21 protein-coding genes are annotated in these 20,129 nt (G+C 68.9%); all 21 read left to right on the forward strand.

Going from position 1 to position 20,129, the window contains the following annotated elements:
• Positions 1-309 precede the first annotated feature (309 nt).
• The 21 genes from GONAM_RS15075 (at position 310) to lgt (ending at position 19,995) form a co-directional block, all read left to right on the forward strand.
• Positions 310-1,185, forward strand: a complete 876-nt coding sequence (locus GONAM_RS15075) for an ABC transporter permease (RefSeq protein ID WP_006867622.1) — start codon at positions 310-312, stop codon at positions 1,183-1,185.
• Positions 1,186-1,188: 3 nt separating this feature from the next.
• Positions 1,189-1,944 carry an ABC transporter ATP-binding protein gene (locus GONAM_RS15080; protein WP_006867623.1) on the forward strand — a complete coding sequence of 252 codons (756 nt, stop codon included), beginning with the start codon at positions 1,189-1,191 and terminating at the stop codon, positions 1,942-1,944.
• Positions 1,937-3,550, forward strand: coding sequence for an FAD-dependent oxidoreductase (locus GONAM_RS15085; protein WP_006867624.1), 1,614 nt, complete (start codon positions 1,937-1,939; stop codon positions 3,548-3,550). The genes GONAM_RS15080 and GONAM_RS15085 overlap by 8 nt, the downstream gene beginning before the upstream one ends.
• Positions 3,547-3,918 (forward strand): 4Fe-4S dicluster domain-containing protein, encoded by a 372-nt coding sequence (locus GONAM_RS15090; RefSeq protein WP_006867625.1) that lies wholly within the window; start codon positions 3,547-3,549, stop codon positions 3,916-3,918. Before GONAM_RS15085 ends, GONAM_RS15090 begins: the two co-directional genes overlap by 4 nt.
• Positions 3,919-4,017: 99 nt before the next feature.
• Positions 4,018-5,046: an ABC transporter substrate-binding protein gene (locus GONAM_RS15095; protein ID WP_006867626.1), complete on the forward strand. Its 1,029-nt coding sequence runs from the start codon at positions 4,018-4,020 to the stop codon at positions 5,044-5,046.
• Between the two features lie 171 nt (positions 5,047-5,217).
• The gene (gene hisD, locus GONAM_RS15100) at positions 5,218-6,561 is read left to right on the forward strand and encodes a histidinol dehydrogenase (protein ID WP_006867627.1); all 1,344 of its coding nucleotides are present in this window, start codon (positions 5,218-5,220) and stop codon (positions 6,559-6,561) included.
• On the forward strand, positions 6,558-7,721 hold the full coding sequence (locus GONAM_RS15105) for a histidinol-phosphate transaminase (RefSeq protein ID WP_040536655.1): 1,164 nt from the start codon (positions 6,558-6,560) through the stop codon (positions 7,719-7,721). The genes hisD and GONAM_RS15105 overlap by 4 nt, the downstream gene beginning before the upstream one ends.
• Positions 7,718-8,341: an imidazoleglycerol-phosphate dehydratase HisB gene (hisB, locus tag GONAM_RS15110; protein WP_006867629.1), complete on the forward strand. Its 624-nt coding sequence runs from the start codon at positions 7,718-7,720 to the stop codon at positions 8,339-8,341. Before GONAM_RS15105 ends, hisB begins: the two co-directional genes overlap by 4 nt.
• A complete protein-coding gene (gene hisH / locus GONAM_RS15115) occupies positions 8,338-8,979 on the forward strand; it encodes an imidazole glycerol phosphate synthase subunit HisH (protein WP_006867630.1) in 642 nt (213 codons plus the stop codon). Before hisB ends, hisH begins: the two co-directional genes overlap by 4 nt.
• Positions 8,976-9,275: a hypothetical protein gene (locus tag GONAM_RS15120; RefSeq protein WP_006867631.1), complete on the forward strand. Its 300-nt coding sequence runs from the start codon at positions 8,976-8,978 to the stop codon at positions 9,273-9,275. The genes hisH and GONAM_RS15120 overlap by 4 nt, the downstream gene beginning before the upstream one ends.
• Positions 9,276-9,328: 53 nt before the next feature.
• Positions 9,329-10,072, forward strand: coding sequence for a bifunctional 1-(5-phosphoribosyl)-5-((5-phosphoribosylamino)methylideneamino)imidazole-4-carboxamide isomerase/phosphoribosylanthranilate isomerase PriA (priA, locus tag GONAM_RS15125; RefSeq protein ID WP_006867632.1), 744 nt, complete (start codon positions 9,329-9,331; stop codon positions 10,070-10,072).
• Positions 10,072-10,893, forward strand: a complete 822-nt coding sequence (locus tag GONAM_RS15130) for an inositol monophosphatase family protein (RefSeq protein WP_006867633.1) — start codon at positions 10,072-10,074, stop codon at positions 10,891-10,893. Before priA ends, GONAM_RS15130 begins: the two co-directional genes overlap by 1 nt.
• A 71-nt stretch (positions 10,894-10,964) precedes the next feature.
• Positions 10,965-11,738 (forward strand): imidazole glycerol phosphate synthase subunit HisF, encoded by a 774-nt coding sequence (gene hisF / locus GONAM_RS15135; RefSeq protein ID WP_006867634.1) that lies wholly within the window; start codon positions 10,965-10,967, stop codon positions 11,736-11,738.
• A 19-nt stretch (positions 11,739-11,757) separates the two neighbouring features.
• The gene (hisI, locus tag GONAM_RS15140) at positions 11,758-12,156 is read left to right on the forward strand and encodes a phosphoribosyl-AMP cyclohydrolase (protein WP_006867635.1); all 399 of its coding nucleotides are present in this window, start codon (positions 11,758-11,760) and stop codon (positions 12,154-12,156) included.
• 39 nt (positions 12,157-12,195) lie between these two features.
• The gene (locus tag GONAM_RS15145) at positions 12,196-12,375 is read left to right on the forward strand and encodes a tautomerase family protein (RefSeq protein ID WP_005196179.1); all 180 of its coding nucleotides are present in this window, start codon (positions 12,196-12,198) and stop codon (positions 12,373-12,375) included.
• Positions 12,372-13,964 (forward strand): anthranilate synthase component I, encoded by a 1,593-nt coding sequence (locus GONAM_RS15150; RefSeq protein ID WP_006867636.1) that lies wholly within the window; start codon positions 12,372-12,374, stop codon positions 13,962-13,964. Before GONAM_RS15145 ends, GONAM_RS15150 begins: the two co-directional genes overlap by 4 nt.
• Positions 13,961-14,722: a Trp biosynthesis-associated membrane protein gene (locus GONAM_RS15155; RefSeq protein WP_006867637.1), complete on the forward strand. Its 762-nt coding sequence runs from the start codon at positions 13,961-13,963 to the stop codon at positions 14,720-14,722. Before GONAM_RS15150 ends, GONAM_RS15155 begins: the two co-directional genes overlap by 4 nt.
• A gap of 181 nt (positions 14,723-14,903) precedes the next feature.
• Positions 14,904-15,722, forward strand: a complete 819-nt coding sequence (gene trpC, locus GONAM_RS15160) for an indole-3-glycerol phosphate synthase TrpC (RefSeq protein WP_006867638.1) — start codon at positions 14,904-14,906, stop codon at positions 15,720-15,722.
• Between the two features lie 61 nt (positions 15,723-15,783).
• Positions 15,784-17,115, forward strand: coding sequence for a tryptophan synthase subunit beta (gene trpB / locus GONAM_RS15165; RefSeq protein WP_006867639.1), 1,332 nt, complete (start codon positions 15,784-15,786; stop codon positions 17,113-17,115).
• Complete coding sequence (gene trpA, locus GONAM_RS15170; RefSeq protein WP_006867640.1) at positions 17,112-17,921, forward strand: tryptophan synthase subunit alpha; 810 nt, start codon at positions 17,112-17,114, stop codon at positions 17,919-17,921. The genes trpB and trpA overlap by 4 nt, the downstream gene beginning before the upstream one ends.
• 139 nt (positions 17,922-18,060) lie before the next feature.
• Complete coding sequence (gene lgt, locus GONAM_RS15175; protein ID WP_006867641.1) at positions 18,061-19,995, forward strand: prolipoprotein diacylglyceryl transferase; 1,935 nt, start codon at positions 18,061-18,063, stop codon at positions 19,993-19,995.
• The last annotated feature ends 134 nt before the right edge of the window (positions 19,996-20,129 follow it).

Consider the following 20,129-nt stretch of genomic DNA (forward strand, 5'->3'; position numbering starts at 1 on the left):
ACGGTCACCCCCCTGAACCGATAGTGCGAATGTATGTTCGACACTAAGCCCGATTGCACTGCGGTGCAACGATTGTCGGCAACAGTTCACGGAACAGAATCTGTCGGTGTCGCATGGTAGGTGTGGGGGACACAGCTGCCGGGCCGGACCGTCCCTCACTCGGGGGTTGCGGTGCATGATGACCACAGACCGTGCTCTCGGATGACTGTCGGGTGTTCCGAATCACCCTGAGTCAAAAGGTCCCTCGCCGTCCGGATTGTCAGTAGCGTCCGACGAGTCCTGACCAGCCCACTTCCAGGCGGATTCTCCATGACCCTCCAGCTCTCGACGCCTCCGGGCGTCGTCGGTGCCGTGCCCGCGGCGCCAGCGACCGAGGCCGCGCCGGCGAGTTCGACGCCGCGTGCTCGGCGACTTTCGGTCCCACGTGCAAAGGCGACTCGTGCCCTACGGCAGTCCATCGGTCTGATCCTCGTGGTCGGCATCTGGCAACTCGGTGCGCGAGATTGGTTGGGGGCCACGACGCCCGCGCCGACCGAGGTCGTCACCGCAGGGTGGGACCTCATCCGTACCGGCGAACTGTGGACACACCTCGCCGCATCCGGACGTCGAGTGGCGATCGGTCTGGCCATCGGTATAGCCATCGGGGCGATCCTCGGCGCCGCGGCCGGGCTGTTCAAGGTCGCCGAAGACCTGGTCAATGCGCCCGTTCAGGTGCTGCGCATGATGCCGGCGGTCGCACTGGTGCCGGTCTTCATCATCTGGTTCGGGATCGGCGACGAGTTCAAGATCGCACTCATCATCGTGGCGCCGATCTTCCCGATCTATCTGAACGTCGTCGCCGGCATCCGAGGCGTCGACCAGAAGTTGATCGAGGCCGCGGAGTCGTTGGAACTCACCCGTTTCGAGCTGATCCGTTACGTCGTCCTCCCGGGTGCTCTGCCGCAGATCTTCGTCGGCCTCCGTCAGGCTCTCGGCATCGGCTGGCTGGTGCTCGTCGTCGCCGAGATGCAGACGACACCTGTCGGTCTCGGGTTCCTGATGAACGACGCCAAGGAGTATCTGAGGACCGACCAGATCTTCCTGGTCCTCGTCATCTACGCGATCCTCGGTCTGCTGACCGACATCGGGGTTCGCGTGCTCGAGCGCCGATTCCTGTCATGGCGCAACGGATTCGAAGGTCGGTGACCCGTGACCATCGGTGACGCCAACAGGGTAGTGGTCTCTGGTGCGGGTCGTGAGTTCGACGGGCGGACCGTCTTGGCCGACGTCGATCTGACCATCGAACCGGGGGAGTTCGTCGCTCTGCTCGGCGCGAGCGGCTCCGGCAAGAGCACGCTGCTGCGTGGGATCGGCGGGCTCGACCGCGGATTCACCGGCACGATCGAGGCGCCGGCTGCCAAGGCGATCGTGTTCCAGGAGCACCGGCTCATGCCGTGGTTGTCCGTGTGGCGCAACGTCGCTCTCGGACTTCGCGGTGGAAACACCCGGGAACGTGCCCTCCGTGCTCTCGACGAGGTAGGTCTCGCATCGAAGTCCGACGCGTGGCCCTCGACCCTCTCGGGTGGCGAGGCGCAACGGACGGCACTGGCCCGTGGCCTCGTCCGCGAGCCCGAACTGCTGTTGCTCGACGAACCGTTCGGCGCGCTGGATGCGCTGACCCGGATCAACGCGCAGAAACTCGTCGCTCGACTCTGGGAAACTCATCGTCCGGCAACGCTTCTCGTCACCCACGACGTGGAAGAGGCATTGCTGCTCGCTGATCGGGCACTCATCCTGCGAGGCGGCCGCATCGCCGAGGAGATCGTCGTCGATCTTCCCCGTCCGCGTCGGGTCACCGATCCCGAATTCGTCGCCCTGCGTTCACGTCTGCTCGCCGGTCTCGGGGTCGGCGACGGCGAACCCATCCGCACGACCACCACCGATCAGGAGTACACACATGTCTGAACAACTGACGCTGTCCACCGATGTGCTCGTGATCGGCGGCGGCCCGGCCGCCGCCTGGGCGGCCATCCATGCTCGCGACGCCGGCGCCGACGTCATCCTCGTGGACAAGGGTTACTGCGGTACCTCGGGCACGACGGCACCGGCCGGGACCGGTGTCTGGTACGTGGTTCCCGAACCGGAAGCGCGCGCCAAGGCCAAGGCGAGCCGCGAGACGTTGGGCGGGCACCTGGCGGAGCATTCGTGGATGGACCGCGTGCTCGACCAGACGTACGCCAACATGCACCGACTCGGTACCGAAGGGCGCTACCCGTTCCCGATCGACGACCGGACCGGCGAGCCCATCCGCACCGGTGTGCAGGGCCCCGAGTACATGCGTCGGATGCGTGCCTGGGTCCAGCGCCGGGGCGTACAGATCCTGGACCATTCGCCGGTGCTCGAACTCCTCACCGACGCGTCCGGCGCGGTGCGGGGAGCGGCCGGGTACCAGCGTCAGGCCGATCGCGACTTCCGTATCGCCGCGGGTGCGGTCGTCCTCGCCACCGGCGGGTGCGCCTTCCTGTCGAAGGCGCTGGGCACGAACGTCGACACCGGGGATGGCGCCCTGATGGCCGCCGAGGTCGGAGCGTCGTTCTCCGGCATGGAGTTCGCGAACGCCTATGCCATCGTTCCCAAGGGTTCGACCGTGACGAAGACCGCGTACTACGGATACGCGACCTTCTTCCACGCCGACGGGCGCATCGTCGAGGGCGCCGGGTCGATGAAGGGGCGGTCCATGATCGCCCGGACCCTGCTGAACGAACCCGTCTTCGCGCAACTCGACCGTGCCGACGAGCAGGTCGCCGCGAAGATGCGACAGGGTCAGCCCAACTTCTTCCTCCAGTTCGATCGTCGTGGAATCGATCCGTTCACCCAGCGTTTCGAGGTCGACCTGCTCGCCGAGGGGACCGTTCGGGGAACCGGCGGCATCGACATCGTCGACGACGACTGCTGGACCGGCGTGCCGGGACTGTACGCGGCCGGCGACGCCGCAACCCGAGAACGCATCTGTGGCGGCTTCACCGGTGGCGGGAGCCACAATTCGGCGTGGGCGATGTCCTCGGGCAGTTTCGCCGGAGCGGCTGCCGCACGGGCGTCCCGCAGTGGGGGCGGCGCGGCGCCGGTCGATCGTCTCCGCGGCGCGGGCACCGTCGGACTGTCCATCAGCCGCGGCTCGCTGAGCTCCGACGAGGTCGTCGCGGCGGCACAGTCCGAGCTGATCCCGTTCGACAAGAACTACATTCGCACCGGCGACCGGATGGCGTCGGCCCTGCGAGAACTGGACTCCCTCTGGGGCCGGGTGTCCGACGGCTCCTACGGTGCCGCGACCCCCGCGGGTCGTATCCGGGCCAGAGAGGCAGCCGCGATCACCGCCGTCGGGCGGTGGATCTATCGGTCGGCGTTGGCGCGTACCGAATCCCGGGGGATGAGCAAGCGCGACGACCTCCCCGGCCTCGATCCCGCCCAGCAGTCGCATGTGCGCACGGGTGGGCTAGACGACGTGTGGGTGTCCGCCGCACGCTCGGCAGGCCACGCCGAGACCGAGGCGCTCGCGAGGATCCCGGCATGATCGAACTCGTCATCGCATCCGCCTGCATCGCCTGCGACAAATGCGTGAACGTCTGCCCGACGAACGTCTTCGACATCGGCGCGGACGGTGTGCCGGTGATCTCCCGGCAGTCCGACTGCCAGACGTGTTTCATGTGCGAGGCGTACTGCCCGACGGACGCGCTCTACGTCAGCCCGCAATCGTCGCCGGCCGGTTCCGGGGACGCGGTTCGCGACGAGCTCATCGGCAGCTACCGCGAGAAGCTGGGCTGGGGGAAGGGGCGTCAACCGGGAAGCCGAACAGCCGTCGGACCGCCCATCCCGCACGGGGATCCCCCGCCACGACTCGTCGAGCGAATCATCGACGAACGCACTCCCTCCATCAGCTGACCACCTCATCCGAATTCCTCTGAACCACAACCCGGTTCACCGAACCAGCGATCTCGGATGCCCGCACCCGCCGATCGCCGAGGAACAGAGAAAGCGCCCATGAAGATCGACCTCCGTACACCGATCCGCAGAGCCAAGCGCACGGTCGCCGTCCTCGCGGCCGTCTCCGCAGTGATGGCCGTTGCGGCGTGCGGGTCCGACGACACGTCCTCGGCCCAGCGCGACGTCATCGACACCCTCCGCATCGGGGTCATCGGATCGAGCAACATCATCGCGGGTCCGGTGGGCTTCGCGCACAGTCGCGGCGAACTCGTCGAGGCGTTCGCGCCGCTCGGCGTCAGCAAGGTGGAGGTCTTCAGCTTCCCCAACGGACCCGACCTCAACCAGGCGCTCATCGGCGGCCGGCTGGACGTGGCCAACTACGGCGACACACCGGCGCTGGTGGCCCGCGGCTCCGGTCTGCAGACACGTCTCGTCGCGGTACAGCAGTTCGACAACGACGCCGGTGTCGTCGTGAAGGACCCGTCGATCAAAAGCCTCGCGGATCTGAAGGGCAAGAACATCGGGGTCCCCAAGGGTTCCTACATCGATCGGTATCTGCAGGGCGCTCTGGCGGAGGAGGGGATCACGGCGAACCTGATCCATCTGTATCCGGCAGATCAGGAGGCGCCGCTCAACTCCGGGGAGATCGACGCAGCGGCGCTTCCGGGCGTCATCCCGTCGGTCGCGCTGCAGACGTTCCAGAGCAAGGGCTTCCAGCTGGTCGACTCGGTCTACCGGGATCGTCCGAACCTCGCCGGGACGAGTGTGACGGTCAGCAGCGAGGACTTCCTCACCAAGAACCCCGAGTTCGCCCCCACCTGGCAGAAACTGCACGCCGCCGCCGTCAGGTACGCCAAGGCCCACTGGGACGAGTACCTGGAGTTCGAACTCGCCAACTCGAAGGCCCCCGAGGCAGCGGTCCGCGCCGCGGCGAACCCCGACGGGTACTCCGAGGAACCGTTCCCGGCGCAGGCCGTCGAGCTGCTCACCGGCACGAAGGCGTTCCTCGTCGACCAGGGCAGCATCAAGTCCGACTTCGACCTCGACACCTGGTTCCAACGCTCCGCCGGAGACAAGAACCCCTGACATCAGGCCGGCCACAACGTCGGCGACCCGGGTACCGACCGGGTCGCCGACCTGCGTCGTGGGGGCGTGGCGCCCGACACACCACACGCCGGTGATCACCCGCACCAGAAACCCGCTGGCCACCGACCCGTATCCTGGATGGGTAATTTCCCGCACCGACCAGGAGAGATCATGCTCGCCCGAACTGACCTGCGCGGTAGCACGCCGACGCTCGCCGAATTGCGTCGTGCGCTGCCCCGTGGGGGTACCGACGTCAATGCCGTACTCGACACGGTGACGCCGGTGGTGCATGCGGTGGCCGAGACCGGCACGCCCGCGGCGCTGGAGTTCGGGGAGAAGTTCGACGGGGTGAAGCCGACGTCGGTGCGGGTTCCGGCACAGGTCATCGCCGACGCGCTGGCCGGTCTGGACGAGCAGGTCGCCGACGCGCTGCGTGAGTCCATCGCCCGTGCCCGCCGGGTCCACGCCGACCAGCGCCGTGCGACCACCCGCACGCAGGTCGTCGACGGCGGCGTCGTCAGCGAGAAGTGGATTCCGGTCCGCCGCGTGGGCCTCTACGTCCCCGGCGGCAACGCGGTCTACCCCTCGTCGGTGATCATGAACGTCGTCCCGGCCCAGGAGGCCGGCGTCGGCTCACTGGTCGTCGCGTCGCCTCCTCAGAAGGACTTCGGCGGCTGGCCGCACCCGACCATCCTCGCCGCCTGCGCGCTCCTCGGCGTCGACGAGGTGTGGGCAGTCGGCGGCGCCCAGGGCGTCGCGCTCCTCGCCTACGGCGGCACCGATACGGATGCGGCCGACGAGCCGGGCGCCGTCCTCGATCCCGTCGACCTGATCACCGGTCCGGGCAACATCTACGTCACCGCCGCCAAGCGGTTGTGCCGCAGCGTGGTCGGCATCGACTCGGAGGCCGGACCCACCGAGATCGCGATCCTCGCCGACGACTCGGCCGACGCGGGCATCATCGCCTCCGACCTCATCAGCCAGGCCGAACACGACGTCCTGGCCGCCTCGGTGCTGGTCACCGACAGCGTCGAACTCGCCGACGCCGTCGACGCCGCTCTCGAGCAACAGGTCGCCGCGACCAAGCACCGCGAGCGGGTCACCACGGCGCTGTCGGGGGAGCAGTCGGGCATCGTCCTCGTCGACGACGTCGAAGCCGGTCTCGCCGTCGTCGACGCCTATGCAGCCGAACACCTGGAGATCCAGACGCGCGACGCCGCCGCCGTGGCCGACCGCGTGCACAACGCCGGTGCGATCTTCGTCGGCCCGTACGCGCCGGTCAGTCTCGGCGACTACTGCGCGGGCTCGAATCACGTTCTGCCGACCTCTGGTTCGGCGCGCTTCGCGTCGGGCCTGTCGGTGCAGACCTTCCTCAAGGGCGTCCACGTCATCGACTACGACGAGGCCGCGTTGCGTGAGGTCGCCGACAAGGTCGTCACCCTCGCCGACGCCGAGGACCTGCCCGGTCACGGCGACGCGGTGAAGCAGCGTTTCGCCGGAAGCGTGCGCCCGTGACCGCATCGGACGCGACGGTGAGGGGTGGGACGGGGAGTCCGGTCCCCGGATCGCAGATCAGCGTCGACGACCTGCCGCTGCGGGAGAACCTGCGCGGCAAATCCGCCTATGGCGCACCGCAACTCAAGGTGCCGGTCATCCTCAACACCAACGAGAACCCGCACCCGCCGTCGCAGGCGCTGATCGACGACGTCGCCGAGTCGGCGCGCCAGGCCGCCGCGGAACTGCACCGCTACCCGGACCGGGACGCGGTCGCGTTGCGCACCGACCTCGCCGACTACCTGACCCGGGCCACCGGCGTGCAGCTCGGCGTCGAGAACCTTTGGGCGGCAAACGGTTCCAACGAGATCCTGCAGCAGCTGTTGCAGGCGTTCGGTGGTCCCGGGCGGTCTGCGCTCGGTTTCGTGCCGTCGTACTCGATGCACCCGATCATCTCCGACGGCACCGACACCACCTGGCTGGTCGCGGCCCGGTCGCCCGACTTCGGGCTCGACGTCGACTACGCCGTCGCCGAGGTGACCAACCGCGAACCCGATGTGGTCTTCGTGACCTCGCCCAACAACCCGACCGGTGGCTCGCTCCCGCTCGCCGATCTCCGACGCATCGTCGAGGCCGCGCCCGGCATCGTGATCGTCGACGAGGCCTACGCCGAGTTCTCCGCAGCGCCGAGCGCGACCGAGCTGATCGACGAGTTCCCGACCAAGGTCGTCGTCAGCCGCACCATGTCCAAGGCCTTCGCCTTCGCCGGCGGCCGCCTCGGCTACCTGGCCGCCGCCCCCGCCGTCGTCGACTCCATCCAGCTCGTCCGTCTGCCGTACCACCTGTCGGTGCTCACGCAGGCCGCCGCACGCGCCGCACTGCGGCACAGCGACGACACCCTCGCCGGGGTCGCCGCGATCATCGCCGAGCGCGAACGCGTGGTGACGGCGCTCACCGGCTTCGGCTACCGCGTTGTCGACTCGGACTCGAACTTCGTCCTGTTCGGCGGCTTCCGGGATGCTCCGGCGTCGTGGCAGCGTTACCTCGATGCCGGTGTCCTCATCCGGGACGTCGGGATCACCGGCCACCTGCGGGTGACCATCGGACTCCCACACGAGAACGACGCATTCCTCGACGTCAGCCGCACGCTCGCCACAACAGATCTGGAGAACTCTCAGTGAGCATCCCCGCGCCTCGCATCGCGAAGGTCGAACGGACCACCAAGGAATCCTCGATCTCGGTCGAACTGAACCTCGACGGGACCGGGATCACCGACATCTCCACGGGCATCGCGTTCTACGACCACATGCTGACGGCGTTCGGTCAGCACGGCAGCTTCGACCTCACCGTCAAGGCCGAGGGCGACATCGAGGTCGAGGGGCACCACACCATCGAGGACACTGCCATCGTCCTCGGCCAGGCGCTCGGTCAGGCCCTCGGCGACAAGCGGGGCATCCGCCGCTTCGGCGACGCGTGGATCCCCATGGACGAGACCCTCGCGCAGGCCATTGTCGACGTCTCCGGTCGCCCGTACTGCGTGCACACCGGCGAACCGGAACACCTGCTCACCGCGGTGATCGGCGGGTACCCGGGGGTGCCGTACTCGACGATCATCAACCGGCACGTGTTCGAGTCGATCGCGCTCAACGCCCGCATCGCCCTGCACGTGCGGGTGCTCTACGGCCGCGACCAGCACCACATCACCGAAGCCGAGTTCAAGGCCGTGGCGCGCGCACTGCGCACGGCCACCGAATACGACGCCCGCGTCAGCGGCGTCCCGTCGACGAAGGGAGCCCTGTGAGCGCAACCGACGTTACGATCCTCGACTACGGTTCGGGCAACCTGCGCTCGGCGCAGCGGGCGCTCGAACGCACCGGCGCACAGGTGACGGTGACCTCCGACTTCCACACCGCGCTGGAGGCGACCGGCCTGGTCGTCCCCGGTGTGGGTGCGTTCGCCGCGTGCATGGAAGGCCTACGTGCGGTGAAGGGCGACCGGATCATCGGTCGCCGTCTCGCCGGCGGACGTCCGGTCCTGGGCATCTGCGTCGGCATGCAGATCCTCTTCGAACGCGGCGTCGAGTTCGGGGTCGAGGCCGACGGTTGCGGTGAGTGGCCCGGCAGCGTCACCCAACTGCCCGCGCCGGTCCTGCCGCACATGGGCTGGAACACCGTGGACGCCCCGGAGGGATCGGTGCTGTTCGACGGCCTCGACGCCGACACCCGCTTCTACTTCGTGCACTCCTACGCCGCCCAGGACTGGGAGATGGACAACGTCGGTTCGCCGCTCACGGCGCCGAAGCTGACCTGGGCCGAGCACGGCGGACGCTTCCTGGCCGCGGTCGAGAACGGACCGCTCTCGGCCACTCAGTTCCACCCGGAGAAATCCGGCGACGCCGGTGCCCAACTCCTGGAGAACTGGGTGAAGGGCCTCTCATGACCGACGGCACACCGGTCGGCGACGCAGACGGGAACATCTCCGACACCCCGTCTGCGGGCGGCGGTTTCTCGATCGCCAAGCTCGCGTTCTACGCTCTCGGCGCCGGTGTGCTGGTCCTGGCGGTGTGCATACCGCTGATCCTCCTGCTGGCGAACTGGTCACCGGTCGCCGGCCTGATCGCCGCGCTGGCCGCAGTGGTCGCGATGATCGCGGCCATCGGTACCGTGGCAAACCGCATGGTCAACCGCGCGCGGGCGGACCTGATCGCCGCCCGTGACGGACACCCGCCCGCCTGACCCCGCCCGACACACAACAGCCCGACCCGAGAACAGACAGGAACACTCCACCCATGGGTAGCACCCTCGAACTCCTTCCCGCCGTCGACGTCGCCGACGGGCAGGCGGTCCGCCTCGTCCAGGGCGCGGCCGGCACCGAGACCTCCTACGGCTCGCCGCGCGATGCGGCGCTGGCGTGGCAGAACGACGGTGCGGAGTGGATCCATCTCGTCGACCTCGACGCGGCCTTCGGTCGCGGCGACAACCGTGAGCTCCTCGCCGGTGTCGTCGGCGAACTCGACGTGAAGGTCGAGCTGTCGGGCGGTATCCGCGACGACGACTCGCTCGCCGCCGCACTCGCGACCGGTTGCACCCGCGTCAACCTGGGCACCGCCGCCCTCGAGAACCCGGAATGGTGCGCCCGCGCGATCGCCGAGCACGGTGACCGGATCGCCGTCGGCCTCGACGTCATCCGCGACGGCGACTCCTACCGGCTGCGCGGCCGCGGCTGGGTCACCGACGGCGGAGACCTGTGGGAGGTCCTCGAGCGACTCAACCGCGACGGCTGCTCGCGCTACGTCGTGACCGACGTGTCCAAGGACGGCACCCTCAAGGGTCCGAACCTCGAACTGCTCGCCGAGGTCGCCGCGGCCACCGACGCCCCGATCGTCGCCTCCGGGGGTGTCTCGGCCATCGACGACCTCGTCGCCATCGCCGGTCTCGTCGACCAGGGTGTCGAGGGCGCGATCGTCGGCAAGGCCCTCTACGCCGGCCGCTTCACCCTGCCCGAGGCACTCACGGCCGTCGCCGGGGTCTGATGAGCGCAACCGAGAGCTCGCTCGACCTCCCGCGGTTGCTCGACACCGCGGGATCGGTGCTCGACGCCGCCGTCGAGACCTTCGTCGAGGGTCTGGGCGCGCCGAGCGCGGTGCACAAGGGCGGTACGGACTTCGCCACCCAGGTGGACCTCGACCTCGAGCGGCGGATCTCGGCCGAGCTCGAGGACCGGACGGAGATCCCGGTCCACGGTGAGGAATTCGGCGGCGCAGATCCGGTCGACGGCCCGGTGTGGGTGCTCGACCCGGTCGACGGCACCTTCAACTACTCGGCGGGCATGCCGCTGACCGGCATCCTGCTCGGCCTCGTCGTCGACGGCGAGGCGACACTCGGCCTGACGTGGCTGCCGCTGCTGGACCGGAAGTACGCCGCCCACGCCGACGGTCCGCTGATGATCAACGGCGAGGTCGCCGATCCGCTGCCGGACCTGCCGCTGGAGGAGGCCGCGATCGCCTTCGGTCCGTTCAACGCGGCCGGGCGCGGTCGCTATGCGGGGGATCGTCGCGCAGACCTGTTGCGCGCGTTGAGTTCCCGCGTCGCCCGCATCCGGATGACGGGGAGCACGGGCGTCGACATGGCGTTCACCGCCTCGGGCGTCTTCGGCGGGGCCGTCGCGTTCGGCCGGCATCCGTGGGACAACGCGGCGGGTGCCGCGCTGGTCCGGGCGGCCGGCGGGGTCGCCACCGACATCGCGGGCGAGCGCTGGACGGTCGCCTCTCCGTCCCTGGTCGCGGGTACTCCGACCGTGCACGCGGGTCTGATGGCAGTGATCGAGGAAACGGTCGGGGAGTGGGCGAAATGAGCACCCCGGCAACCGATGAGACAGGCGCGAGAGCATCCCATGAAGAACGAGCACGCGAAGGAGACACGACGATGACGCTGGCGACCCGGGTCATCCCGTGCCTCGACGTCGACGACGGCCGCGTCGTGAAGGGCGTCAACTTCGAGAACCTCCGCGACGCCGGGGATCCCGTCGAGCTGGCCGAGCGCTATGACCGCGAGGGCGCCGACGAACTGACCTTCCTCGATGTCACCGCGTCGAGCTCGGGACGCTCCACGATGATCGACGTCGTCAAGCGGACCGCCGACCAGGTGTTCATCCCGCTGACCGTCGGCGGCGGCATCCGCACCGTCGAGGATGTCGACATGATGCTGCGCGCGGGCGCGGACAAGGTCAGCGTCAACACCGCCGCGATCGCCCGCCCCGAGGTCCTCGGCGAGATGAGCCGACGATTCGGCTCGCAGTGCATCGTCCTGTCGGTCGACGCGCGGACCGTGCCGGAGGGCTCGGAGCCGACGCCGTCCGGCTGGGAGGTCACGACCCACGGCGGTCGCAAGGGCACCGGCATCGACGCCGTCGAATGGGCCCGACGCGGCCAGGATCTCGGAGTGGGCGAGATCCTGCTGAACTCGATGGACGCCGACGGCACCAAGCAGGGCTTCGACCTGCGCATGCTCAAAGCGGTACGCGCGGCCGTACAGGTCCCGGTCATCGCCAGCGGCGGTGCGGGCAAGGTCGAGGACTTCGCACCCGCGGTCCAGGCCGGTGCCGACGCGGTGCTCGCCGCCTCGGTCTTCCACTTCGGCGAACTCACCATCCACGAGGTGAAGGCGGCCATGGCCGAGGCCGGGATCACCGTCCGATGACACAGGCAGGAGAACGCTGATGGCACTCGATCCGGAGCTCGCCGCACGTCTCAAGCGCAACGCCGACGGGCTGTTCAGCGCGGTCGCGCAGGAACGCTCCACCGGCGACGTCCTGATGGTCGCGTGGATGGACGACGCCGCTCTCGAGCGGACCCTCGCCACGCGCAAGGCGACCTACTACTCGCGCTCGCGGCAGGAGTACTGGGTCAAGGGCGAGACGAGCGGCCACACCCAGTACGTGCACGACGCACGCCTCGACTGCGACGGCGACACCGTGTTGCTCGTCGTCGACCAGGTCGGCGCGGCCTGCCACACCGGGAACCACTCGTGCTTCGACACCGAGTCGCTGGCCTTCGGTGTCGACGCGCCTCCGGCGCCAAGCGGCGTAGAAGCCCGTCCGGTCGACTCCGCACAGTAGATTTCCATCGTGATCACACCCGAAAGGCGGTGACGCTGCATGCCCCTCATCCAGATCTCGCAGACCCCCGGACTCTCCGACCGCGTCAAGCGCGAGACCATCGCGGCGGTGACCGAGGCGTACGCCAAGGCGACCGGAAAGAACCCGGATTCGGTCTGGGTGACGATCACCGAGGTGCCGCGCACCCAGTGGGGCGTCGGCGGCGAGCCTCTCGGATGAGCGGCGTGAACGCGACGGCCGGGGCGCACACGACGTCCCTCGCGGAATTCCTCGACCTCGCCCGTGACCATCGCGTGGTGCCGGTGACCCGCAAGGTGCTCGCCGACTCGGAGACGCCGCTGTCGGCGTACCGCAAGCTCGCCGGTGATCGCCCCGGGACCTTCCTGCTGGAGTCGGCGGAGAACGGCCGGTCCTGGTCGCGCTGGTCCTTCATCGGGGCCGGGGCGCCCTCGGCGCTGACCGTCGTCGACGGCCAGGCGCACTGGTGGGGTTCGGTGCCGGTGGGCGCTCCCGAGGGTGGCGACGCCCTCGAGGTGCTGGCCGAGTCGCTGCGCGTGCTCAAGACCGATCCGCTACCGGGCATGCCGCCGCTGACCGGCGGATTCGTCGGCTTCATGGCCTACGACATGGTCCGCCGCCTCGAACGACTTCCCGAGACCACCGTCGACGACCTCGGCCTGCCGGACCTGATGATGGTGCTGGCCACCGATCTCGCTGCCGTCGACCACCACGAGGGCACGATCACGCTGATCGCCAATGCGGTCAACTGGGACGGTTCCGACGAGCGCGTCGAGGAGGCCTACGCCGACGCCGTGGCCCGACTGGACCGGATGACCGAGGCGCTGGCCGCACCCGCGTCGTCGACCGTCTCGACCTTCGACCGGCCCAAGCCGGACTTCACCGCGCAGCGCACGCTCGAGGAGTACAGCGAGATCGTCACGAGTCTCGTCGGCGAGATCGAGGCGGGTGAGGCCTTCCAGGTCGTGCCGTCGATGCGGTTCGAGATGGACTCCGACGCCGATCCGCTCGACGTCTACCGCGTGCTCCGCGCCTCCAATCCCAGCCCGTACATGTATCTGCTGCGGATGCCGGGAACCGAGGCCAACAGCGACACCGCGGCCCCCGACGCGATCGCCCGCAAGCCGTTCACGATCGTCGGCAGCAGCCCGGAGGCCCTGGTCACGGTCTCCGACCGCATCGCCACCACGCACCCCATCGCCGGCACGCGTTGGCGCGGCGCGACCGAGGAAGAGGACCAGCTGCTCGGCAAGGGCCTGCTCGAGGACGAGAAGGAGAACGCCGAGCACCTCATGCTCGTCGATCTCGGCCGCAACGATCTCGGGCGGGTGTGCGTCCCCGGCACGGTGAAGGTCAGCGACTACCGCCACATCGAGCGGTACAGCCACGTCATGCACCTGGTGTCGACGGTGTCGGGCACCCTGCGTGAGGACAAGCATGCGCTCGACGCGGTGACCGCCTGTTTCCCGGCCGGCACGCTCACCGGCGCGCCCAAGGTGCGCGCGATGGAGCTCATCGACGAACACGAGAAGACTCGGCGCGGCCTCTACGGCGGCATCGTCGGCTACCTCGACTTCGCCGGCAACGCCGACACCGCGATCGCCATCCGCACCGCGCTCCTCGCGCGTGGCCAGGCCTACGTGCAGGCCGGTGGCGGAGTGGTCGCCGACAGCGAACCCGAATACGAGTACAACGAGGCGCGCAACAAGGCGACCGCGGTGCTCAACGCCGTCGCCGCCGCGTCGACGATGAACAGGGTCGGGGAGACCCCGTCAGGAGACAGCGCGTGACATCCGCGGAGCACGAGGCATCCCAGACCACGCCGAAGTCCTCACGACGGCCGCAGATGATCGCGGCGATCCTGATGCTGGCCACCGCGGCCGCGTTCTGGGGTGCGAGCCGGTTGACCTGGGCGATCGTCTCGGCCGAAGACGGCCTGTCACCGCAGCGCGCCTTCGACGTCAAGGGCGCGGACTGGAGTCCGTGGCTCACGCCGCTCGCCCTGGTCTACCTCGCCGGCATCGCCGCGGTGCTGTCGGTGCGGGGCTGGGGTCTGCGCCTCGTCGCGTTGCTCGTGGCCGCCGGGGGTGTACTCGCCGCTTTCCCGGCGATCTCCCTGATCGCCGGCGGCACCGATTCCGAGTACGCCGCCGACGCCGGAGACATCCCGGACCGGTACGTCGTGCTCTACACCGACACGCAGTGGCTGCCCGCCGCGCTGGTCCTCCTCGGCACCGTGTGCGCCGTCGCCGCCGCGGTTGTGCTGCTCCGGGTCGCCAAAGGTGCGACCATGTCATCCAAGTACAAGACCCCCGCAGCCCGGCGCGAGGAACTCGAGACCGAGATCTTCGCCGACTACGAGCGGCGGAAGAAGGCAGCCGCGGCCGACGCCACGAAAGCCGGGGACACCCCGGTTGCCGGCGGCGCCGCGACCGGCGGAAAGGACGGGCGGTCCGCCGACGACCCGGACGCCAACGAGCGCATGATGTGGGACGCGCTCGACACGGGCATCGACCCCACCGATCCGTCCGATCCGGACGACCGCTGACCCTCCGGGCGAGCAGTGACCCGGTCCGACGTCTCGCTGAGACGCGCACGACAGGCTGAGATATGCGCAACAGTCCAGGACCGCTCCCGTTTCGGGGAGAATCGGCCAACCCGGCGACAGGTCGCCGCGACTGTCGGTCTACCCTGAGACCACACGACGAGCGGAAGGGAGCGGAGTCGCTGTGAGCATGCCCAACGTTCTCGAGTCGATCATCGAGGGAGTCAAAGCCGACGTCGCCGCACGTGAAGCGGTGACCGATTTCGCTGCCGTCAAGGCCGCCTCGGCGAAGGCTCCCGCTCCCCGGGACGCCATGGCCGCACTCCGTCAGCCCGGCATCGGTGTGATCGCCGAGGTGAAGCGCGCCAGCCCGTCGAAGGGTGAGCTGGCCACGATCGGCGACCCCGCCGACCTGGCCAAGGCCTACGAAGACGGCGGCGCCCGCATCATCAGCGTGCTGACCGAGGAGCGTCGCTTCCACGGCTCGCTCGCCGACCTCGACGCCGTTCGCGCAGCGGTCGACATCCCGGTCCTGCGCAAGGACTTCATCGTCGGTCCGTACCAGATCCACGAGGCCCGCGCCCACGGCGCCGACGTCATCCTGCTGATCGTCGCGGCCCTCGAACAGAATGTCCTCGCCTCGCTGCTCGACCGCACCGAGAGCCTCGGCATGACCGCCCTCGTGGAGGTCCACACCGAGGAGGAGGCCGACCGTGCCCTCGAGGCCGGCGCCTCGGTCGTCGGCGTGAACGCCCGCAATCTCAAGACCCTCCAGGTCGAGCGGGACACCTTCTCGCGGATCGCCCCCGGCCTGCCGACCGAGATCATCCGCATCGCGGAGTCGGGCGTGCGCGGCACCGCCGACCTGCTGGCCTATGCCGGCGCGGGCGCCGACGCCGTCCTGGTGGGTGAGGGACTCGTGACAAGTGGTGACCCCCGCGCCGCCGTGCGTGAGCTGGTCACCGCGGGTACCCACCCGTCGTGCCCGAAACCAGTTCGCTGACATACGTCTTCGGGCCGGGTTCGGTCCATGTCGTCGTCGGCCCGATCGACTGTGAGATGTAGTGACCGCCCAACCTGATTCGGCCCATCCCGACACTTCCGCGACCGTGCTCCCGCCGGCCAGCACCGGCCTGACGACGCGTACGTCGATCGAACCCGACGAGGGCGGTCACTTCGGCGTCTACGGCGGACGCCACGTTCCGGAAGCGCTGATGGCGGTCATCGACGAGGTCACCACGACCTTCTACAAGATCCGCAGCGATGACGACTTCCTGAACGAACTCGACCGACTGCAGCGCGATTACGCCGGCCGGCCATCGCCGCTGTACGAGGCGAAGCGTCTCGCCGAGCACGCCGGGGGAGCCCGGATCTTCCTCAAGCGCGAAGACCTGAACCACACCGGCTCCCACAAGATCAACAACGTCCTCGGGCAGGCGCTCCTGGCCCAGCGGATGGGCAAGAACCGCATCATCGCCGAGACCGGCGCCGGCCAGCACGGCGTGGCCACCGCCACCGCATGTGCGCTCCTGGGCCTCGAGTGCGTGATCTACATGGGTCGCGTCGACACCGATCGCCAGGCGCTCAACGTCGCCCGGATGCGTCTGCTGGGCGCCGAGGTCATCGCCGTCGACAACGGTTCGGCCACGCTGAAGGACGCCATCAACGAGGCCATGCGTGACTGGGTCACCAACGCGCACAACACCTATTACTGCTTCGGCACCGCCGCCGGCCCGCACCCGTTCCCGGTGATGGTCCGCGACCTCCAGCGCGTCGTCGGTCTCGAGGCCCGTGCCCAGATCCTCGACAAGGCCGGACGCCTGCCCGACGCGGTGACCGCCTGCGTCGGCGGCGGTTCCAATGCCATCGGCATCTTCCACCCGTTCATCGATGACGAAGACGTTCGTCTCGTCGGTTTCGAGGCGGCCGGTGACGGCGTCGAAACCGGCCGTCACGCAGCGACTTTCACCGGCGGAACGCCGGGTGCGTTCCAGGGTGCCTATTCGTATCTGCTGCAGGACGAGGACGGGCAGACCACCGAATCCCATTCGATCTCCGCGGGTCTCGACTACCCGGGCGTCGGACCCGAGCACGCCTACCTCAAGGACACCGGCCGGGCCGAGTACCGACCGATCACCGACACCGAGGCGATGGACGCGCTCGCGCTGTTGAGCCGTCGCGAGGGAATCATCCCCGCCATCGAGTCCGCGCACGCGGTCGCCGGTGCACTCAAGCTCGGCAAGGAACTCGGCGAGGGTGCGATCATCGTCGTCAGCCTCTCCGGACGCGGCGACAAGGACGTCGACACCGCTGCGCGCTGGTTCGGTCTCTTCGACCCGCCGCCGTCGCAGGACGAGGCAAAGGCCACCGACGGACAGCCGGGAGAGCAGGCATGAGCGCAGACACGATCTCGTCGAAGACCGGACCGGTCTTCGCAAAGTGCCGCGAGGAGAACCGCAGCGCCCTCATCGGATATCTCCCCGTGGGTTATCCGACGCTCGACGACTCGCTGACCTCGTTTCGGACGATGGTCGACGCCGGATGCGACATCATCGAGGTGGGCGTGCCCTACTCCGATCCGGTGATGGACGGCCCGACGATCCAGGAGGCCGCCGACCTCGCCCTCACCAACGGCGTGCGGGTGCGCGACGTGTTCACGGCGGTCGAGGCGATCAGCTCGGCCGGCGGCACCGCGGTCGTCATGAGCTACTGGAACCCGGTGCTGCAGTACGGCGTCGAGAACTTCGCGCGGGACCTCGCCAACGCGGGCGGTGCCGGCCTCATCACCCCGAACCTGATCCCCGAGGAGGGGGCCCAGTGGCACGCGGCCTCCGATGAGTACGAGCTCGACCGCATCTACCTCGTCGCACCGTCGTCGACCACCGAGCGCATTGCGCTGACCGTCGACGCGTCCCGTGGATTCGTCTATGCCGCATCAACGATGGGTGTCACCGGTGCGCGTGACGCGGTGTCGGACATGGCTCCCGAACTGTGTGCCCGCGTCCGTGAGTACTCCGACATCCCGATCGGCGTCGGACTCGGTGTCCGCAACCGTGAGCAGGCCGCCCAGATCGCGTCCTATTCCGACGGCGTCATCGTCGGGTCGGCTCTGGTGACCGCCGCCAAGGCCGGTCAGGACCGCTTGGCCGCGCTCGTCGGCGAACTCGCGGAGGGTGTGCGTTCGCGCCACGCTGCTGTCTGAGATCGCTCCACCAGTTGCGGGGGCCACCCGGCCGCTGGTCGAGTAGTGCCGAGGGCTGCCCGAGGTCCGTATCGAGGCCGGGCGCGCCCCGACAACCAGACCTCACGGGAGTGGGTGCCGTGTCGGTTAGGGTTGCACCGTGAACGCGCCGACCACGACGATGCTCGCCTACATCCCCAGCCCACCTCAGGGTGTGTGGGAAATCGGACCGTTCCCGCTGCGCGCGTACGCGCTGTGCATCATCGCGGGGATCATCGTCGCCATCTGGTGGGGCAACCGCCGGTGGGTGGCACGCGGGGGACAGGAAGGCGAGGTCCTCGACGTCGCGATCTGGGCCGTCCCGTTCGGTCTTCTCGGCGGGCGTCTGTACCACCTGATCACCGACTGGAAGACCTACTTCGGCGCCGACGCCCCCAAGGAGCCGCTCGACGCGCTGCGGATCTGGGACGGCGGTCTCGGAATCTGGGGTGCGGTCGCGCTCGGCGCGGTCGGTGCCTGGATCGGCGCCCGACGCCGCGGCATCCGGCTTCCGGCCTTCGGTGATGCGATCGCTCCGCCGATCTTGTTGGCCCAGGCCATCGGTCGGCTCGGCAACTACTTCAACCAGGAGCTGTACGGCCGGGAGACCACCCTGCCGTGGGGCCTGGAGATCTACGAGCGGGTCAACAAGGCCGGGTACGCCAACGCGGGTCTGATCGACGGCAGATCGAACGGTGTCGTGGTCGCCGTCGTCCAGCCGACGTTCCTCTACGAGCTGCTGTGGAACGTCCTGATCGTGATCCTCCTCGTCGTCATCGACCGCAGGTTCCGCATCGGCCACGGCCGGCTGTTCGCGTTGTACATCGCCGGCTACTGCCTCGGCCGGTTCTTCATCGAGATGCTGCGCGATGACCGTGCCGCCGTCGCCAACTACATCGCCGGCATCCGCCCGAACCTCTTCACCGCAGCTCTCGTGTTCGTGTGCGCGATCGTCTACTTCGTGGTCGCACCCAAGGGTCGCGAGCAGGGCCTGGAGATGTACCACCCCGAACGCGCCGCCGAACTCGAGGAACAGGGCGTCGCCGGGTACGTGGATGACTGGTACGACGAGGATTTCGACGACCTCGACGCTGTCGAAGACGAGCAGCCGTCGTCGGAGGTGGACACCCTGGACGCTCTCGACGCCGAGGCCGACAAGATCGAGACCACTCGTGTCCCCGCCGCACCCGCGGTCGCGCCGAAGGTGTCGGACGACGAGCCCACGGCCGAAGCCGCCGAGGAGCCGAGCCCGGAGGATGAGTCGGCGGAGGCCGGCGAGGCTGCCGAGCCGGTGGTCCCGGTGGTCGACGATGCCGCGGTCAACGATGCCACAGTCGAGGAGACCGACACCGCGGAACCCGAGGTCGGGGAAGGCGAGGTCGGCGAAGCCGAAGTGGTCCCGGACGCAGCTGATGCCGAGGTGGCGGAGCCCGACGAAGCTGAGCCCGACGAAGCTGAGCCCGCCGAGGTTGCTGACGCCGAGGTCGGGGAAGCCGAGGCAGAGGACGACGCGCCCGCCGATGCGGAAGCAACGGCCACCGAGGCCGCGGGCGGAGCGTCGGTTGAAGCAGCGGCGGACGAGGCGGGCAGCGTCGTCGAATCTGAGGACGAAGTGACCAGCGCTGTCGAGACCGGGGACGACGTGACCGATGTCGTCGAATCTGAGGACGAGGCAGCCGATGTCGTCGAGTCGGAGGACCCTGCAACCGGCGCCGCCGCGACAGAGGACGCGGCAAGCAGTGTCGGCGAGACCGAGGACGCGGCAGGCAGTGTCATCGAACCCGAGGACACGGCAAGCAGTGTCATCGAACCCGAGGACACAGCAACCGGCGCCGCGGATTCCGAGGACGCCACACCAGGCGTGGCTGCTACCGACCCGGAACCGTCTGACGCTGCAACCGGTGACGTAGAAGCCGGTGACGTACACGGCGGCGAAGCAGATTCGCCAGTCGCCGAACCGGCCGATGCGAAAGCCCCCGATGCCGGCGGGACCGCTGCGACGAGCAGTCTCCGCCGCCGGCTCGGCTCCCGGTTCGGTCGTCGGCGTCGTTCCTGATCTTTCGAGCGCTGGGAGAAACCGAGCCCGAAAACCGCCCCTGAAATCCGCCCCTGATCTGCGCCCTCCAGGGGGCGGCGGGCGACGATACGTCGTTGGTGTGTCTGTGGAGGGTTGTTTCCGGGCGGTTTTCA

The sequence above is a fragment of the Gordonia namibiensis NBRC 108229 genome (assembly GCF_000298235.1).
GTDB classification, from domain to species: Bacteria; Actinomycetota; Actinomycetes; order Mycobacteriales; family Mycobacteriaceae; genus Gordonia; species Gordonia namibiensis.

Bases quoted from the DNA above. Each gene is read 5' to 3' on its own strand.
- hisF (WP_006867634.1), top strand. From the start codon at position 10,965: ATGACGCTGGCGACCCGGGTCATCCCGTGCCTCGACGTCGACGACGGC.
- hisI (WP_006867635.1), top strand. From the start codon at position 11,758: ATGGCACTCGATCCGGAGCTCGCCGCACGTCTCAAGCGCAACGCCGAC.
- trpA (WP_006867640.1), top strand. From the start codon at position 17,112: ATGAGCGCAGACACGATCTCGTCGAAGACCGGACCGGTCTTCGCAAAG.
- GONAM_RS15075 (WP_006867622.1), top strand. From the start codon at position 310: ATGACCCTCCAGCTCTCGACGCCTCCGGGCGTCGTCGGTGCCGTGCCC.
- priA (WP_006867632.1), top strand. From the start codon at position 9,329: ATGGGTAGCACCCTCGAACTCCTTCCCGCCGTCGACGTCGCCGACGGG.
- GONAM_RS15130 (WP_006867633.1), top strand. From the start codon at position 10,072: ATGAGCGCAACCGAGAGCTCGCTCGACCTCCCGCGGTTGCTCGACACC.
- hisD (WP_006867627.1), top strand. From the start codon at position 5,218: ATGCTCGCCCGAACTGACCTGCGCGGTAGCACGCCGACGCTCGCCGAA.
- GONAM_RS15145 (WP_005196179.1), top strand. From the start codon at position 12,196: ATGCCCCTCATCCAGATCTCGCAGACCCCCGGACTCTCCGACCGCGTC.
- GONAM_RS15150 (WP_006867636.1), top strand. From the start codon at position 12,372: ATGAGCGGCGTGAACGCGACGGCCGGGGCGCACACGACGTCCCTCGCG.
- GONAM_RS15120 (WP_006867631.1), top strand. From the start codon at position 8,976: ATGACCGACGGCACACCGGTCGGCGACGCAGACGGGAACATCTCCGAC.
- GONAM_RS15095 (WP_006867626.1), top strand. From the start codon at position 4,018: ATGAAGATCGACCTCCGTACACCGATCCGCAGAGCCAAGCGCACGGTC.
- GONAM_RS15085 (WP_006867624.1), top strand. From the start codon at position 1,937: ATGTCTGAACAACTGACGCTGTCCACCGATGTGCTCGTGATCGGCGGC.
- GONAM_RS15090 (WP_006867625.1), top strand. From the start codon at position 3,547: ATGATCGAACTCGTCATCGCATCCGCCTGCATCGCCTGCGACAAATGC.